At 57.6% G+C, this 15,633-nt stretch carries 14 protein-coding genes; 4 read left to right on the top strand and 10 right to left on the bottom strand.

The genetic code is table 11. The annotated features are described in order from the left end of the window. Nucleotides 1–9: 9 nt before the first annotated feature. From ruvB to ruvC, 3 genes are read right to left on the bottom strand one after another with little or no spacing between them, the layout of a single operon-like run. Complete coding sequence (gene ruvB / locus K3757_RS04825; protein ID WP_259999835.1) at nt 10–1,029, bottom strand: Holliday junction branch migration DNA helicase RuvB; 1,020 nt, start codon at nt 1,027–1,029, stop codon at nt 10–12. 45 nt (nt 1,030–1,074) lie between these two features. Beyond that, nucleotides 1,075–1,737, bottom strand: a complete 663-nt coding sequence (gene ruvA, locus K3757_RS04820; protein ID WP_259999834.1) for a Holliday junction branch migration protein RuvA — start codon at nt 1,735–1,737, stop codon at nt 1,075–1,077. After that, nucleotides 1,734–2,240, bottom strand: coding sequence for a crossover junction endodeoxyribonuclease RuvC (ruvC, locus tag K3757_RS04815; RefSeq protein WP_260001183.1), 507 nt, complete (start codon nt 2,238–2,240; stop codon nt 1,734–1,736). Before ruvC ends, ruvA begins: the two co-directional genes overlap by 4 nt. Before the next feature lie 346 nt (nt 2,241–2,586). On the opposite strand from ruvC, the gene K3757_RS04810 reads away from it, so the two are divergent. After that, a complete protein-coding gene (locus K3757_RS04810; RefSeq protein ID WP_259999833.1) occupies nt 2,587–2,805 on the top strand; it encodes a DUF1127 domain-containing protein in 219 nt (72 codons plus the stop codon). 237 nt (nt 2,806–3,042) lie between these two features. Here the strand turns inward: K3757_RS04810 and K3757_RS04805 are convergent, their stop codons facing one another. The 5 genes from K3757_RS04805 to K3757_RS04785 form a co-directional block, all read right to left on the bottom strand. Continuing rightward, on the bottom strand, nt 3,043–3,390 hold the full coding sequence (locus tag K3757_RS04805) for a hypothetical protein (protein ID WP_259999832.1): 348 nt from the start codon (nt 3,388–3,390) through the stop codon (nt 3,043–3,045). Nucleotides 3,391–3,500: 110 nt separating this feature from the next. Beyond that, a complete protein-coding gene (locus K3757_RS04800; protein WP_259999831.1) occupies nt 3,501–4,373 on the bottom strand; it encodes a 50S ribosomal protein L11 methyltransferase in 873 nt (290 codons plus the stop codon). Next, nucleotides 4,374–5,768: an MATE family efflux transporter gene (locus K3757_RS04795; RefSeq protein ID WP_259999830.1), complete on the bottom strand. Its 1,395-nt coding sequence runs from the start codon at nt 5,766–5,768 to the stop codon at nt 4,374–4,376. Next, entirely contained in the window at nt 5,765–6,997 is a 1,233-nt protein-coding gene (locus K3757_RS04790; RefSeq protein WP_259999829.1) for an MFS transporter, read from the bottom strand. The genes K3757_RS04795 and K3757_RS04790 overlap by 4 nt, the downstream gene beginning before the upstream one ends. 124 nt (nt 6,998–7,121) lie before the next feature. Further along, a complete protein-coding gene (locus K3757_RS04785) occupies nt 7,122–9,305 on the bottom strand; it encodes a primosomal protein N' (RefSeq protein WP_260001182.1) in 2,184 nt (727 codons plus the stop codon). Nucleotides 9,306–9,741: 436 nt separating this feature from the next. On the opposite strand from K3757_RS04785, the gene K3757_RS04780 reads away from it, so the two are divergent. The 3 genes from K3757_RS04780 to K3757_RS04770 are packed head-to-tail and all read left to right on the top strand — an operon-like array spanning nt 9,742 to nt 12,130. Beyond that, nucleotides 9,742–10,449, top strand: a complete 708-nt coding sequence (locus K3757_RS04780; protein ID WP_259999828.1) for a DUF484 family protein — start codon at nt 9,742–9,744, stop codon at nt 10,447–10,449. Beyond that, entirely contained in the window at nt 10,446–11,384 is a 939-nt protein-coding gene (locus K3757_RS04775; RefSeq protein ID WP_259999827.1) for a tyrosine recombinase XerC, read from the top strand. The genes K3757_RS04780 and K3757_RS04775 overlap by 4 nt, the downstream gene beginning before the upstream one ends. Before the next feature lie 47 nt (nt 11,385–11,431). Beyond that, complete coding sequence (locus K3757_RS04770) at nt 11,432–12,130, top strand: phosphatidylcholine/phosphatidylserine synthase (RefSeq protein ID WP_259999826.1); 699 nt, start codon at nt 11,432–11,434, stop codon at nt 12,128–12,130. On the opposite strand, the gene K3757_RS04765 is transcribed toward K3757_RS04770, so the two are convergent. Beyond that, nucleotides 12,127–12,582, bottom strand: a complete 456-nt coding sequence (locus K3757_RS04765) for a methylated-DNA--[protein]-cysteine S-methyltransferase (RefSeq protein ID WP_259999825.1) — start codon at nt 12,580–12,582, stop codon at nt 12,127–12,129. The genes K3757_RS04770 and K3757_RS04765 overlap by 4 nt on opposite strands. Nucleotides 12,583–12,682: 100 nt before the next feature. After that, a complete protein-coding gene (ileS, locus tag K3757_RS04760) occupies nt 12,683–15,583 on the bottom strand; it encodes an isoleucine--tRNA ligase (protein WP_259999824.1) in 2,901 nt (966 codons plus the stop codon). Between the last annotated feature and the right edge of the window lie 50 nt (nt 15,584–15,633).

Here is a 15,633-nt window from a genome sequence, read left to right as displayed (position 1 = left end):
AGCACGCCGTCAGCCAAACAGATCAACATCGCGTTTGGGCGGCTCCATGCCCAGATGCGCCCATGCCTTTTGCGCCAACATGCGGCCCCTCGGTGTGCGCTGGATCAAACCTTGCTGCAATAGGAACGGCTCAATCACTTCTTCCAACGCATCGCGAGACTCAGAAAGGGCGGCAGACATCGTCTCGATGCCCACAGGTCCGCCCTGATAATTTTCTGCAATCAGCCGCAGGTAGCGGCGATCTGCGCCATCCAGCCCAAGATGGTCCACACCCAAACGGGTCAATGCCATGTCAGCCAAGGCACGCGTCACGCGGCCATCACCTTCGACCACGGCAAAATCGACCACACGACGCAGCAAGCGGCCTGCAATGCGTGGCGTGCCGCGCGCGCGCTTGGCAATTTCTCGTGCGCCGCCCTCGTCTGCGGGTGCGCCAAGCTTGCGCGCATTACGCTCGACTATGATGAAGAGTTCGTCTTCGGTGTAGAACTGCAATCGCGTCGGGATGCCGAAGCGGTCGCGCAGCGGTGTGGTCAGCAACCCCATCCGCGTTGTTGCCCCGACCAGCGTAAACGGCTGTAATTCGATCCGAACGGTGCGCGCTGCAGGCCCCTCACCGATAACCAGATCAAGCTCGAAATCCTCCAACGCAGGATACAAAACCTCCTCAACCGCAGGATTCAGACGGTGGATTTCGTCGATGAACAAAACGTCGCGCGCCTCAAGGTTGGTGAGGATCGCCGCCAGATCGCCCGCCTTTGCCAGAACCGGCCCAGAGGTCATCCGGAACCCCACCCCCAATTCGCGCGCCATAATCTGTGCCAACGTCGTTTTACCCAGCCCCGGAGGGCCGTGGAACAGCGTGTGGTCCATGGCTTCTTCACGCTGTCTGGCACTTTGGATGAACACCTTGAGGTTCGCGCGCGCCTCTGCTTGCCCGACAAATTCGTCCAGCATTTGCGGACGCAAGGCGCGGTCGAAATCCTCGGGCATTCCCTCGGGTCGTACTATTGGATCACTATCAATCATGCCGCCCCCAAGCGAAATATGCCCCAAGGGCCTGTCGAGCGTACATTACTCTTTAGGTGCCAGAAGTTTCAACGCCGCACGGATCAACGTAGGTGTATCAGCATCTGGTGCCTCACCTGCTGCGCGCGCGACCGCACCCGCAGCATCACCGGGACCGTATCCCAGATTCGACAACGCCGACAGCGCCTCTGATTGGGCGCTGGCATTGGGCGCTTGCGCAGGGGCGCTGCGCGGGGCCGGTTTCTCAATTACTTCGGCTTCAGCATCGCCTGTCGCTTGCGCGACGGAGCCGCCCATAGCCATCATCCCCGGTGCCTTGTCTTTCAGGTCCAATACGACGCGCTGCGCAATCTTCGGGCCGATACCCTTGGCCACCTTGACCGCATTCCAATCACCCAAGGCAATCGCCCGGCTTACCCCGTCAGGGCCAAGCGCCCCAAGAATAGCCAGTGACGCCTTCGCGCCGACGCCCTGAACCGACGTCAGCAAGCGGTGCCACTCTTTCTCTGCCAGGGTCGCAAAACCGAAAAGCTGCATCAGGTCTTCGCGCACCAACAGATCAGTATAGACAGCGGCCACTTCACCAACGCCCGGCAAACCTGCCAAAGTCCGGTCGGAGCAATAGACAAGATATCCAACACCACGCACATCAATCAGCACATGATCCGGTGCGCGATATTCGATCCGTCCGGTAATCTTTCCGATCATGCGCTCGCCCTCGCGACTGCCGCTGCAAAGTTGGATGCACCGCCATGATGCGCATGAGTGATCGCAATAGCCAATGCATCCGCAGCATCCGGCCCTTCAAACTGAACGCCGGGCAATTGCATCCGCACCATATGCGCGATCTGTCCCTTGTCGGCATGCCCGACACCGACCACTGTCTTTTTCACATTGTTAGGCGCATATTCCCCAACGGTCAGGCCCATCTGCGCGGGCACCAGCAGGGCGATGCCCCGCGCCTGTCCCAGCTTGAGTGTCGCCACACCATCCTTATTCACAAATGTATGCTCAACCGCAGCCGTCTGGGGCCGGTAGGTCACAAAAATACGCGTAAGCTGCGCGTGTAATGTCAGCAGACGTTCCGCAAGATCCATACCCGTTTGCGAATGACAGATTCCGTTTGCCACATGACTCAGCTTGGATCCCGCCACATCGATGACACCCCAACCCATGTTTCGCAGCCCCGGATCAATACCGATTACCCTGATCATTCACCCATGCCCCTTGGTATTGTTGCTTTTTGGTTGCAGTAGCACGAAACGCGAACATTGCCTACTTCTTTCCACACACCAATCGTTTGTGACCGACGAACTGTCGCTTTCAAACCATTCTGCTGCAGCGCAGAAAAATGCGGCACATCAGGTATGAAAAACGACACCGTTTGCGCCCCTGATTTACCATAAAATACGACAAATTAGCCGTCAAATGCTGCTATGCAGAAAGTGCATAGCAGCCGTGCAGCGCTATCCCTTGCCTGATGTTCTCACTCTGCCTATTTGGGCATCAGAACGCTGAAAACGTCAGCAACAACTCTCTAAATTAAGGACGGCTCCAATGGCTGCTTTTGACACATCCCGCACCACCTATGGTGTTGCATCCTTTGCAAACCGCGCATGCGCATTTGTTGCCGATATGGCAAACACAGTTAACGCGTGGAATGATGCCCGCATCACCACCAGAGCACTGGCAGGCCTGACAGACCGCGAGCTGGCGGACATCGGTCTTGAGCGTGGCGACATCGACTCCGTAGCGCGCAGTGCTATGATCCGCTGAGGCGGCACCAGATACGACAGAAGACCTGGCCACGCCAAAGCCACGCATTGCGTGCTTTTAGCGTTTTGCAGTTTTCCGAAACTGTAAAAATGGGTCGCGTAGTTTGGACCGGAAATCAAAAAGGCCGCGTCGGGCAATATCCGAAGCGGCCTTTTCTTTTTGCGCAAACAACACACGCGCAATAGCCTAATGCAGCAAATCCCCCCCGGGAAGTTCACAGCCTAGGTAATTTGGTGATTAGTGTATCAGGTATGCAAGCTGATCCGCGAAGAACTGCGTGGCTGGATCGACGACCAAAACAACTGCGCCCCACTGCTCGACAATCGAACCGTTCTGCAAGGTCGCAAGGCGTTCATTGTATGTTTCTGGACCATTCGCATAAAGCATGAATGCCTTGAGACCGAGAAAACACAGAACCATCAGGAACGCGCCTTTTACAGGCAGACGCAAACGCATCGGTTTTGGCTTTGCGATAATGATGCCATTATTATCAACACGCGTGGTGTAACCGCGGCGAATAAGCTTGGACCGCTTTCCGTCCACGTTGTTCAAACGCGTGTTAAAATCGTCTCGTGTGTAAACCATGACAGTGGTCTCTCTCAACATCAGCCCCCACCAATGTTAAGAAATAACTAACCAAAGAATGTGGCCGAAATGAGGCAAATAGGGCAAACTGAAGTCAAATGAGGTATATTCTAGTTCATTTTCCGAAGCACTATCGTCGTCCAGTCACCAATACTTTCTCTGTGATGTAGATTGATGCCAGATTGTGCATAAACCTCGATCACTTCGTCTGCCTGCTCGTTCAGGATACCTGAGAGAATCGCATAGCCTTCGGGTGCCATTGCACCGGCCATATCCGGCGCAAGAGCCACAAGCGGCCCTTTAAGAATGTTTGCGAACACCAGATCAAACGGGGCGGCCTGCGCCAACGCGGGGTGATCAAAGCCTGCTGCCTCTACGCAGGTCACGCGGCCTTCTAGATCGTTCGCAACGACATTGACCTGCGCCACATCCACTGCAACTTCGTCAATATCAGATGCCAGCACCTGATCTTCCCAGATCCGTGCAGCTGCCATCGCCAACACGGCAGTGCCGCAGCCGATGTCGACAACGCGCTTGCCGACGAATCCACCGTTCGCCAACCGGTCCAGCGCGCGCAAGCAGCCCAGTGTGGTGCCGTGGTGTCCGGTGCCGAACGCCATCGCGGCCTCAATCAGCAGCGGTTCACAGTCGGAGGGCACTTTATCTGCGTCATGACTACCATAGACAAAGAAGCGCCCAGCCTCGACCGGCGCAAGCTCACGGCGCACATGGGCGACCCAATCGGTTTCAGGCAGTTCAGAGACAACAAAGGTCTTCGCGCCCATGGCCGCAGCCAGAACCGCAAGCGCCATTGCATCGGGTTCTTCCTCAAAATAGCCACCGACTTCCCACAGACCGGAGCCGTCTTCCATCTCGAACACGCCCACGCCTGTCGGTTCGGGCGTCATGCCTTCCATTGCCTCACCCAATTTATAGGCAGGCTCGCGGCCGGTCAGCGTGGTCAGTGCGGTAAAGGTAGGCATCTATCGGCTCCTGTGTCTGTCAGGGTTCGGGTAGGGGGGCGGCGGTGTGAGGTCAAGGGCTTCCGGTGCATCGGCTTTCAGACCCTTCACATAGAACCATCCCCAAATTGCGGAAACTGCGCCCACTGTGATACCCGCAGCCGCCTGCCCGTATATCACACCAGCTGCGCCGAATACGCCAGAGAACCACAGCGCGGCGGGCATGCTCAGCAAGCCGTCCTTGGTCCAGTTTACCAGAGTCGAGCGCGCGGGTTTGCCAAGATTGTTGAAGGCCGCATTTGAAACAAACAGCGCCCCGAAAAAGATAAATCCGCCCACGCCGATCTGGACGAACGCCATCAATACATCCGCGCCCTGCCCTATCAGGCCAAATGCACCGATGACATAAGGTACCAGCGCAACGAAAAGCCCCCAAGCGACCAACGTATACAGAAAACAGAACAGCAGCGCATCGCGGTAGGTACCACGCACGCGGTCCAACTGGTCCGCGCCAAAGTTCTGGCCAAAAATTCCGCCGATCGCGCCTGATAATGCGAAGATTCCACCAAACACAACCACCGTGAGCCGTCCGACAACCGCCCATGCCGCCACCGCATCGTCACCAAACGGCGCCATGACAATGGTCAGAAGATAGTTGCCTACAGGCGTGCTCATCTGTGTTGCTATCGCCGGTATTGCCACCGCAATGAACGGCGCGCCAATGCTGCGCAACGTGCTGAACCGTGGCTTGTCCACAAGGTTCATCTCAAAAATGGCAAAGCGCACAGCCAGGGCCAACAGCGCAAAGCGGAACAGGACAAGGCCAGCAGCCGCCCCGTCCAGCCCCCAACCCCAATAGTAAATAAGGAAGGGATCAATCACCAACAGAACCGTGCCGGCAAACAGCGTGATATACATCGCCTTGGCACCGTAGCCGTCCGCACGCAGCGTGCCTGACATGACCAGCGCTGCTGACATAGGGACAAGAGAAGGGATTGTGATCGCAAGGTAGCGCGCGGCCAGTCGGGCTGTCTCTCCCTGTGCGCCGGCAAAGCCGACCAGTTGGTGCCTGAACACCACGATCAAGGTCGCAACGACAACCAGCGCGCTGGCCGCAATCACAACAGCAGCGCCAGCTTGCCGCCGCGCACTTTCCCGATCTCCTGCGCCAATAGAACGGGAAACGACGGCCGTCGCCGCGATCATCAGCCCAACCGCGACCGAAACAGAAAAGAACTGGACCGCATAAGCAAAGCCAATTGCCGCGACCAACTGCTTGTCGCCCAATTGGGACACCCACAACAGGTTCGCCGCATCTACGATAAAGACAAAAGTAATCCCAAGCGCGCCAGTGGCCGTCATCCGCACGACATGCCCCATTGTGGAGCCTGTGAGAAAACGGCCCTGGGCGCTCATTTAGCCACTTTGAGCCTGCGCTCCACAAAAACCGTCTCGTTGCCCTCATCCGGGTGGCGCGGAATCAGCGTGGCCAACAGGAACGACACGAACGCCATACCAGCGGCCAGAAAGAACACCGCCGCCGGTGACACCAACCACAACAACCCCAACATCACAGGCAGAAAAACCGCCGCAATGTGATTGATGGTAAAGGCCACCGCCGCCGTTGGCGCCATGTCGCCAGGGGCGCCAATTTTCTGGAAGTAGGTTTTGAGCGCCAACGCCAACCCAAAGAACATATGGTCCAGTACATAAAGCACAGCGGCGATCTGAAAGCCCCAATCAAAAAAGTAGACGCCACCATAAGCAAGGAACACACAGACCAGACCAGTATATTCGAACAACAGCGCGTTGCGCTCACCAAAGCGCGCCACAACCCGCCCAAGAACCGGAGCAATCAGCATGTTGAGCACAAGGTTGATGAGATATAGGCCCGCAACCTCATGCACCGCAAAGCCGAACTTTTCGACCATCATAAAGCCGGCAAATACCATAAAGATCTGCCGCCGCGCGCCCGACATGAATTGCAGCGCATAGTACAGCCAGTAACGCTTGCGCAACACCAGCCGCTTGATCTGTGGATGCGGGCTTTCATATTGTGGAAAGGCCAGCAGGGCAAAAAGCGCCGCCGCAATGGTAATGCCGCCGCCCGCCATAAAGACGATGTTATACGTCAGGCCCAGAGGCTCCCAGAGGACCATGATCACAAAATACACAAGGAACGTTGCCGCCGAACCTGTGGCCATCAACCAGCCCAAAATCTGCGGCGCACGGTCACGCGGAAGCCACTGCAACTGCAAAGACTGGTTCACCGTTTCATAGTAATGGAACCCGACCGAACTGAGGAACGTCAGGATCATGATACCCGCCAACTGCGGGAACCACGCCGTCACTGCTGTGGCCGCCCCCAGCAGCATAAGCGAGACCAGACCCAGCATCTGCTCGCGCACGAAGATGATCAGGAAAATAACCAGAAAAGACAGAAAACCGGGGATTTCGCGTATCGTATGCAGCAGGCCGATATCCGCCCCGTCAAACTGCGCAACTTCTTTCACGAAGTTGTTTAGCAGCGCATACCAAGTAAAAAACGCAATCGGCATGGCCAAGGCCATCACAAACAAAAGCGCAATAGGACGCCGCCAGACGGGTTGGTCTTTGGCATCGTCGAGGGTCAAATATTCTATCATGCCTCAGCTTTACGCCCGCAATTGTCCAAAAGCGATAGCAATATTGCCTTTGTCCTGCGCGTGAAGAAAGAGCATTGCAAAGCAAGGGTAAGCCCTTTGCGACCGGAGGAAAATTCAATCCGGTCTAATAAAAGCTTTGCGGATCAATATCGACAGCAAGACGCAGGTCGCCCTTGAGCTTGATTTGGCTGACCCATTTGGCCAGCGCCCGCTGCAAAGCCACGCTTTTGTCTGCCTTGACCAAAAGCCGCACGCGATGGCGACCGCGCACCCGTGCAATCGGGGCCGGAGCCGGACCATAAACCTGTGCGCCTACATCGCGCAGCGCACGGTCGTTGCGGGCCAACTGGTTGCCCGCCTCGAACACCGCCGCAACATCGGGGCCGCTTAGGATAATCCCGGCTAGCCTGCCATAGGGTGGCATTCCTGCCTGCTCACGCTCTTTCGCCTCAGCCTGCCAGAAGCCTTCCTCATCCCCTGCCAAAATCGCTCGGATGACCGGATGGTCGGGTTGATAAGTCTGCAACAGCGCCGTACCGGGGGCTTCGGCGCGCCCTGCCCGCCCTGCCACCTGACGCATCAGCTGGAACGTGCGTTCAGCCGCACGCAAGTCACTGCCCGATAGCCCAAGGTCCGCGTCGATCACACCGACCAGTGTCAGTTTGGGAAAATTATGTCCCTTGGCCACCAGCTGCGTGCCAATGATGATATCCGCCGCCCCTTCGGCAATTCCCGCGATCTCTGCCTTCAAGGCACGCGCCGATCCGTACATGTCAGAACTAAGCGTGGCGATGCGTGCATCGGGCCAGAGTGCGGCCGCCTCTTCGCCTAAGCGCTCCACGCCGGGACCAACAGCGGCCAGCTTGTCCACGGCCTCGCAGGACGGGCACGCCTCTGGCATGGGTTTGCTTTCGCCGCATTGATGGCAGATCAACCGCTTAAGGAAACGGTGCTCGACCATGCGCGCATCGCAGTGATCGCATGCAATCTGGTGCCCGCAGGCCCGACACAGGGTCACCGGCGCATATCCGCGGCGGTTGATGAACAGCATCGCCTGCTCACCCCGCGCCATCCGCGCGTCCACTTCTTTCTTCAGTGCTGGCGACACCCACCTATCTGATGGCAGCCCCTCGCTCCGCATATCAATTGTTCCCATCGTCGGCATCACCGCAGGGCCGAATCGCGAAGTTAGTTCAAGTCTTGTGTATTTGCCTGCCTGCGCGTTGGCCCAACTCTCAAGGCTGGGCGTGGCAGAGGCCAGCACGACATGCGCACCGCAAATGGAGGCACGCAGAACCGCCATATCCCGTGCATTATACAGCACGCCGTCTTCTTGTTTGTAGGAAGTGTCGTGTTCTTCATCGACCACGATCAGACCCAGATTCTGGAACGGCAAAAACAAAGCTGACCGCGCTCCGATGACCAGCTGCGCTTGCCCCTGCCCGACCATGCGCCAAATCCGCCGCCGCTCTGTCATCGTCGCGCCCGAATGCCACTCAGCAGGTTTGGCGCCAAATCGCGCTTCGACGCGAGTCAGGAATTCGGATGTGAGCGCGATCTCGGGCAAAAGCACCAGCGCCTGCCGTCCGCTTCGCAGGGCAGCAGCCACGGCTTCCAGATAGACTTCGGTTTTGCCCGATCCGGTGACGCCGCGCAGCAAGGTCGTACCATAAGTGCCTGAGGCAACGCCCTCTGCCAGCATCTTGGCACCAGCCTCCTGATCCGCGCTCAGCTTTTTCCCTGGCAGGGCAGGATCAAGACGCGGATATGGCTGATCGCGCGGACTGTCCTCTTCATGCACGACATCCTGCTTCATCAGCCCTTTGATGACAGACGAAGTCACCCCTGCCATTTCTGCCAGTTCCTTAAGCGTGAAAGACAAATCACCGTATTCGGCCAACGTCTCCAACACCTGCGTGCGTGCCTTGGTGACGCGGTCCGGTTCTCCGGTGCCACGCCGGTAAACTTTGCGCATCGATGGCGGATCACCCAAACCCGGCGCACGGGTGCACAGCCGCAGCATCGCGCTTAGTGGTGTCAGCGTATAGGCTGCGGATTTCTCAAGGAAGCTGACCATCTCGGCGCGCATCGGCGAGACATCAAGCACCCGAATGACCGAACGGATTTTATTGTAGTCATAGTCACCCTGCCCCGGCCCCCAGACGACACCGATCACCTTGCGCGGACCCAGCGGTACCTCGACAAACGCCCCCAGATGGCAGCCGCCTTCGGGCGCCTTGTAATCCAGCGCACGGTCCAGCGGTTGTGTGGTCAACACAGCGACCAATGCACCTTCATCAAAGAACATCTGTTGCGCCAAGGGGGCTTCCTTATGGCTAAGTGGAACGGAGGACAGCGGCGACCGCGCAAAAACAGCTACAGCATGGCCAACATAACCGCCCTGCGCGCCATTCCAACCGCCAAGCGGTCTTGTCAGGGATTTTTCCCGTCTTACGCAAGATAACCTGCGCTTCGCGGATCATTGCCGCCCTTGCCATCAGGCCCAGCAGGCCGAAAAGCACGCAGTTGGTCGGGGCTAGGCGGAAAAAACGGTTGCAGCATATTGCTTTGTATATGTTCCATAGTACAACGGCACTTCGCGTGACGCATAGAAATCAGGGGAATGGGCAGCCCGCCCTCCGCCCGCACGGCAAATTTGGCACTATCCCCTGAAAACAGGGCAAAAAAGAGCAGAAAATATAAATCTGCCGTGCTATAGGATGTCGAAACAAAACGAGAGCAGCATGAGCAGCAGCCCAAAAATTGAAGACGCCCTTCGTGAGGCGATCATTTCGCAACCCGATGTGATTCTGGATGACAACGATCTCATGCAGGCGCTTATTGCGGCCAATGAAAAAGCGATGGGCGGTAATATCGTCGATCTGCGCGGCATCGCTATGGAGCGGTTGGAGACGCGGCTTGACCGTCTTGAAGACACCCACCGCAGCGTCATTGCCGCTGCTTATGAAAACCTTGCAGGCACCAATCAGATCCACCGCGCCATTCTGCGGATGCTCGATCCGGTAGAATTCGAGACCTTTTTGCGCGATTTGGGCGGCGAAGTCGCCGAGATTTTGCGCGTTGATGCGGTCAAACTGGTGCTGGAGTCAGTCCAGAATGACACAGATCCCGCCGTTCAACGCCTTGGTGATGTGCTTAACGTGGCAGAGCCCGGATTTATTGACCGCTACCTGACCCAAGGCCGCGGCGGCACCGTGCGGCAAGTTACGCTGCGCTCGATCCAGGATGCCTCGGATCACATCTATGGTCCAAATTACGAATGGATCCGCTCCGAAGCCTGCCTCAAGCTGGACTTTGGCGCAGGTCGCCTGCCCGGAATGTTGGTTATGGGGTCTGAGGACCCGCATATGTTCGGCCCACAACAAGGCACAGACCTGCTGGCCTTCTTTACCGGCATATTCGAGCGCACAATGCGCCGCTGGCTGTCTTGAGCGATCCGGCAAGCACCCTTGCCATCAGCGCCGCTGCGCGCGACGCCCTAAAAACTTGGCTGGATCATCAGCGCGCCCTGAAAGGGGCCGCTGAGAACACGCTGACGGCCTATCGCGGGGATGTGACCGAATTTTTGGCCTTTATGAGTGTTCATCACGGCTCGCCGCATGGGTTGGGCGCGCTGGCCAAGATCACTGTCAGCGACATGCGCGCGTGGATGGCTCAAACCCGGACCACTGGCGTTGGCCCGCGCAGCCTTGCGCGCAAGTTGTCGGCAGTGAAAGCCTTCTACCGCTGGCTGGCAGAGCGTGAGGGGTTTGAGCCGACTGCCGTTCTCTCCACCCGCGCGCCGAAGTTTACCAAGAAATTGCCACGCCCTTTGGCCGTAGATGCGGCCCGTGAGCTGATCGACTGCGTCGAAACCCAGGCCCGTGCCCCGTGGGTTGCTGCGCGTGATGTTGCCGTGCTGACCCTGCTGTGGGGCTGTGGCCTGCGGATATCCGAGGCGCTTGGCCTGACTGGTGCCGATGCGCCTTTGCCGCAGGTTCTGCGCATTACCGGTAAGGGTGGTAAAGAACGCGTTGTGCCGGTCTTGCCTGCCGCGCGCCTTGCGGTGGACGCCTATCTAAAGGCCTGCCCACACGCGCGCGAAGCCAAAGGGCCGCTGTTCCGAGGCGTGCGCGGCGGTGCGCTTTCGCCCGGGGTGATCCAAAAGGTCATGGCAAGCGCGCGTATGCAACTGGGCCTACCTGCAAGTGCGACACCGCATGCGATGCGCCACAGCTTTGCCACCCATCTACTGGATGCAGGCGGTGATTTGCGCGCCATTCAGGAACTTCTGGGCCACGCGTCTCTTTCAACCACACAAGCCTATACGGCCGTGGACACGCTGCGTCTGATGGAAGTGTACAACAGCGCCCATCCGCGCGCCTGATCCGTTTTTCTGTTTGCTTGATACCATCTGATTTGCGAGACACCCTTATGACAAAACAAAAATTAGCCCTCGCAGTTCACCTGCTGACAGGAACCGGCGCAGTTTTCGCCATGCTTGCTATGTTGGCAGCTGTTGATGCAAAATATGACCTGATGTTCTTGTGGCTGGTGATCGCCTTCTTTGTGGACGGAATCGACGGGCCGTTGGCGCGCAAATATGATGTAAAGACAAACGCGCCTGAGTTTGACGGCGTGTTGCTGGATTTGATCATCGATTACCTGACCTATGTCTTCATCCCCGCCTTTGCCCTGTTCAAGTCGGGCCTGATGGACGGATGGAGCGGATGGCTTATGATCATCATCGTGACCTTTGCCAGCGCAATGTACTTTGCAGATACCCGCATGAAAACAAAGGATAATTCGTTTTCCGGATTTCCAGGCTGCTGGAACATGCTGGTGCTGGTGATCTTCGCGCTTGGCATCCCGTGGTACGTCAGCCTTGTTCTAGTTACCTTCTTGGCCATCACCATGTTTTTGCCAATCAAGTTCGTACATCCAGTGCGTACGGAACGCTGGCGCGCAGTCACGCTGCCAATGGCGCTTGCGTGGACGTTTTTCGCCGGCTGGGCAGCTTTGGTGAATTTCCATCCCGAAAGCTGGGCTCAATGGGGACTTGTTGTGACCTCGATCTACTTGCTTTTCGCAGGTCTGGCGCAGCAAATCCTATTTGACGGCCGCGACATCTAAAGCAGAAAGCCCCCTGCGCCTTCATGGCGCAGCAGGGAAACCTTGGTCTCCACCCCACCTGCCCCTGAAAATCCTGTCAGGCCCTTTGCCCCCATCACACGGTGGCACGGAATGATGACAGGTATGGGATTCCCACCACAGGCCTGCCCCACGGCCTGTGCAGGCACGCCAAGCTGACGCGAAATATCGCCGTAGGTGCAGGTTTCTCCGAAGGGAATGGCAGACATGGCGTCACACACCGCACGCTGGAAATCAGAGCCGCGCACGCGCAGCGGCAGATCAAACGTCTCTAGCGTGCCTGCATCATAGGCCAGCAGCTGACGGCGGGCTTCTTCCAGCAATTCGGTGCTGTCTTCGCCCGATCCACGCCCCCAATTCAGCGCGGTGATATAACCGTCTTCTTCCGTGAGGATGAGGGTGCCGAATTGTGTGGGAACGGTGCATGTTTTCATGCAGGCATTATGGAGCCTGAGCATCAAAGGCTCAATCCGGATGATGCGCAAAGAACGCGGGGCAGACCGTGTGACCTGCCCCGCGCTCGGTTTTTCTAGATTACATCGCTTCGTCGCAGCGGCCGCAGACACCTTCATGTGCATGTGTGCCGACATCTGGCAGTACCTTCCAGCAGCGTGCACATTTCTCGCCCTCTGCCTTGGCAAAGATCACGGCCACGCCTTTGACGTCATCAAGGGTAAAGGCACCTTCAGGCGCGTCCCCTTCTACGATTGTGATCTGGCTGGTGATGCACAGATCCGCAAACGTGTCGGGGTTCGTGACGATCTTTGCCAGCTCGGAGGACAGATAGACAGTCGGCCCTGCCTCAAGCGACGAACCGATAACCTTGGCGGTCCGCTGTTCTTCCAAGGCACCGGTAACAACGCGGCGCACAGCGCGCACTTTTTCAGAACGCGCCGCCAGTTCGTCGTTGCGCCATTCTGCCGGGGTGTCCGGGAAGTCCACCAAATGCACCGAAGTCTCCTGACCGTTCCGCTCAAGCCAGACTTCTTCCATAGTGAAAGGGAGAATAGGGGCAAGCCATGTGGTCAGCCGCGCATAGAGATGATCCAGCACGGTAAGCGCCGCAAGACGGCGTGGCGTATCACCATCGCAATACAGCGCATCCTTGCGGACATCGAAGTAGAAAGACGACAGATCAAGCGTGGCAAAATCAAAGATCGCGCGGAACACGCCCTGGAAATCAAACCGCGCGTAGCCGTCACGCACCACACCATCCAGCACCGCCAGCTTGTGCAGCATCAGCTGTTCAAGCTCTGGCATATCATCCTGCGCAACTGCCTTTGACGCATCGAAGTCAGGCAGCGAGCCAAGCATATAGCGCATCGTGTTGCGCAACCGGCGGTAACTGTCAGCCGTGCCTTTCAGGATTTCATCCCCGATCCGCTGATCATTCGTGTAGTCGGTCTGAGCCACCCACAAACGCAGGATATCCGCACCATACTGGTCCACGATCTTTTGCGGAACGATGGTGTTGCCGATGGATTTGGACATTTTCATGCCTTTGGCATCCAGCGTGAAACCGTGTGTCACAACCTGACGGTAAGGCGCGCGGCCATAGGTCCCGCATGATTGCAGCAATGATGAATGGAACCAGCCACGGTGTTGGTCGGTCCCTTCCATGTATACATCAGCGATACCATCGTCCGATCCGTCTTCGCGGTCGCGCAGGGTAAAGGCATGTGTCGAACCGGAATCGAACCACACGTCCAGAATATCCATGACCTGATTATAGTCGTCGGGATTGACGATACCGCCAAGGAAGCGTTCCTTCGCGCCTTCCTCGTACCATGCGTCAGCGCCTTCGGCTTCGAACGCCTCGACGATACGTTTATTTACCTCTTCGTTGCGCAGCAAGAAGTTGGCATCGGTCGGCAGCGCACCTTTCAGCGTGAAGCAGGTCAGCGGCACGCCCCATGCCCGCTGGCGTGACAGCACCCAGTCAGGGCGCGCTTCCATCATGGCGTGCAGACGGTTACGGCCCGATTTGGGCGTCCATTTCACGTTGTCGATTTCTGTCAGCGCGCGTTCGCGGATGGTCTTTCCGAACTGGTCCTGACCATCGCCAACGGGGCGGTCGATGGCAGCAAACCACTGCGGTGTGTTGCGGTAGATCACCGGTGCTTTGGACCGCCAGCTGTGCGGATAGCTGTGTTTGATCTTACCACGAGCCAGCAGGCCACCGACTTCGACCAGTTTGTCGATCACGGCAGAGTTGGCGTTGCCCTCTTTCCCGTTCGGCTTCAGAATCGCCTTGCCGCCAAAGAACGGCAGATCATCGCGATAGCGGCCATCGGGGTTAACGTTATAGGTGATCACCTGCTCCAGCATGCCCAATTCACGGTAGAGGTCATATTCCTCAAGCCCGTGTGAAGGTGCGCAGTGCACAAAGCCTGTGCCTTCGGTATCGGTCACAAAGTCAGCCGCACGGAAGTCGCGCAGATCGTCCCATTCGCCATTGCCACCCTCGGCCCCGGCAAGCGGGTGTTGCAGCTTGATTTTGGCCAGATCGTCTTGGCTCACGTCGCACAGACGGCGGTACATCGTCTCATCCAGACGCGCGGCTTTCAGCACGCCTTCGGCCAGATTATCAGCCAGCAGATAGCGGTCGCCGATCTTGACCCACGACTCTTCAGGCCGCCCGGTGATCTCGTACAAACCGTAAGAGATGCCCGCGCCATACACCACGGCCTTGTTGCTCGGCATTGTCCAAGGTGTAGTGGTCCAGATCACGACCTTCGCGCTATCCAATGTCGCGTCGCCTGTGCCCACAACCTGAAACTTCACCCAAACGGTAAAGCTGTCCTTGTCGTGATACTCAACCTCGGCCTCGGCCAGTGCAGTCTGCTCCACCGGAGACCACATCACAGGCTTGGAACCTTGATAGAGCGTGCCTGTCATCAGGAACTTCATGAATTCCTCCGCGATCACCCGCTCGGCGTGGAAGTCCATCGTCAGATAGGGGTTCTTCCAGTTGCCGGTGATGCCGAGGCGCTTGAACTCTTCGCGCTGGATATCGACCCAGCCTTCGGCAAAGCTGCGGCACTCGCCGCGGAATTCGTTGATCGGCACCTGATCCTTATCGCGTCCCTTTTTGCGGTACTGCTCTTCGATCTTCCATTCGATGGGCAGACCGTGGCAATCCCAACCGGGGATATAGCGCGCATCAAAGCCCATCATCTGGTGGCTGCGCACGATCATATCCTTGATCGTTTTGTTCAGCGCGTGGCCGATGTGCAGATGCCCGTTCGCATAGGGAGGGCCGTCATGCAGGATGAAAGGTTTGCGTCCGGTTTTTTCGCGCAGGCGATCATATACGCCCATCTCTTCCCAGCGTTCTAGCCACGCTGGCTCACGCTTGGGCAGGCCGGCACGCATCGGGAAATCGGTCTTGGGAAGGTTCAGTGTAGATTTATAGTCGGGGGTCTCGGCGCACATAAGGGGCGTCCTTTGTCATAGGCAATGTCTGGAAATATGGGGTCGGTGCG

Origin of the sequence: Sulfitobacter sp. S223 (assembly GCF_025143825.1) — a bacterium.
Taxonomy (GTDB): domain Bacteria; phylum Pseudomonadota; class Alphaproteobacteria; order Rhodobacterales; family Rhodobacteraceae; genus Sulfitobacter.
This window is presented reverse-complemented; position numbering and strand designations above follow the sequence as displayed.

Bases quoted from the DNA above. Each gene is read 5' to 3' on its own strand.
- K3757_RS04810 (WP_259999833.1), top strand. From the start codon at position 2,587: ATGGCTGCTTTTGACACATCCCGCACCACCTATGGTGTTGCATCCTTT.
- K3757_RS04785 (WP_260001182.1), bottom strand. From the start codon at position 9,305: ATGTTCTTTGATGAAGGTGCATTGGTCGCTGTGTTGACCACACAACCG.
- K3757_RS04765 (WP_259999825.1), bottom strand. From the start codon at position 12,582: ATGAAAACATGCACCGTTCCCACACAATTCGGCACCCTCATCCTCACG.
- K3757_RS04770 (WP_259999826.1), top strand. From the start codon at position 11,432: ATGACAAAACAAAAATTAGCCCTCGCAGTTCACCTGCTGACAGGAACC.
- ruvB (WP_259999835.1), bottom strand. From the start codon at position 1,029: ATGATTGATAGTGATCCAATAGTACGACCCGAGGGAATGCCCGAGGAT.
- K3757_RS04800 (WP_259999831.1), bottom strand. From the start codon at position 4,373: ATGCCTACCTTTACCGCACTGACCACGCTGACCGGCCGCGAGCCTGCC.
- K3757_RS04780 (WP_259999828.1), top strand. From the start codon at position 9,742: ATGAGCAGCAGCCCAAAAATTGAAGACGCCCTTCGTGAGGCGATCATT.
- K3757_RS04790 (WP_259999829.1), bottom strand. From the start codon at position 6,997: ATGATAGAATATTTGACCCTCGACGATGCCAAAGACCAACCCGTCTGG.
- ruvA (WP_259999834.1), bottom strand. From the start codon at position 1,737: ATGATCGGAAAGATTACCGGACGGATCGAATATCGCGCACCGGATCAT.
- K3757_RS04805 (WP_259999832.1), bottom strand. From the start codon at position 3,390: ATGGTTTACACACGAGACGATTTTAACACGCGTTTGAACAACGTGGAC.
- ileS (WP_259999824.1), bottom strand. From the start codon at position 15,583: ATGTGCGCCGAGACCCCCGACTATAAATCTACACTGAACCTTCCCAAG.
- K3757_RS04795 (WP_259999830.1), bottom strand. From the start codon at position 5,768: ATGAGCGCCCAGGGCCGTTTTCTCACAGGCTCCACAATGGGGCATGTC.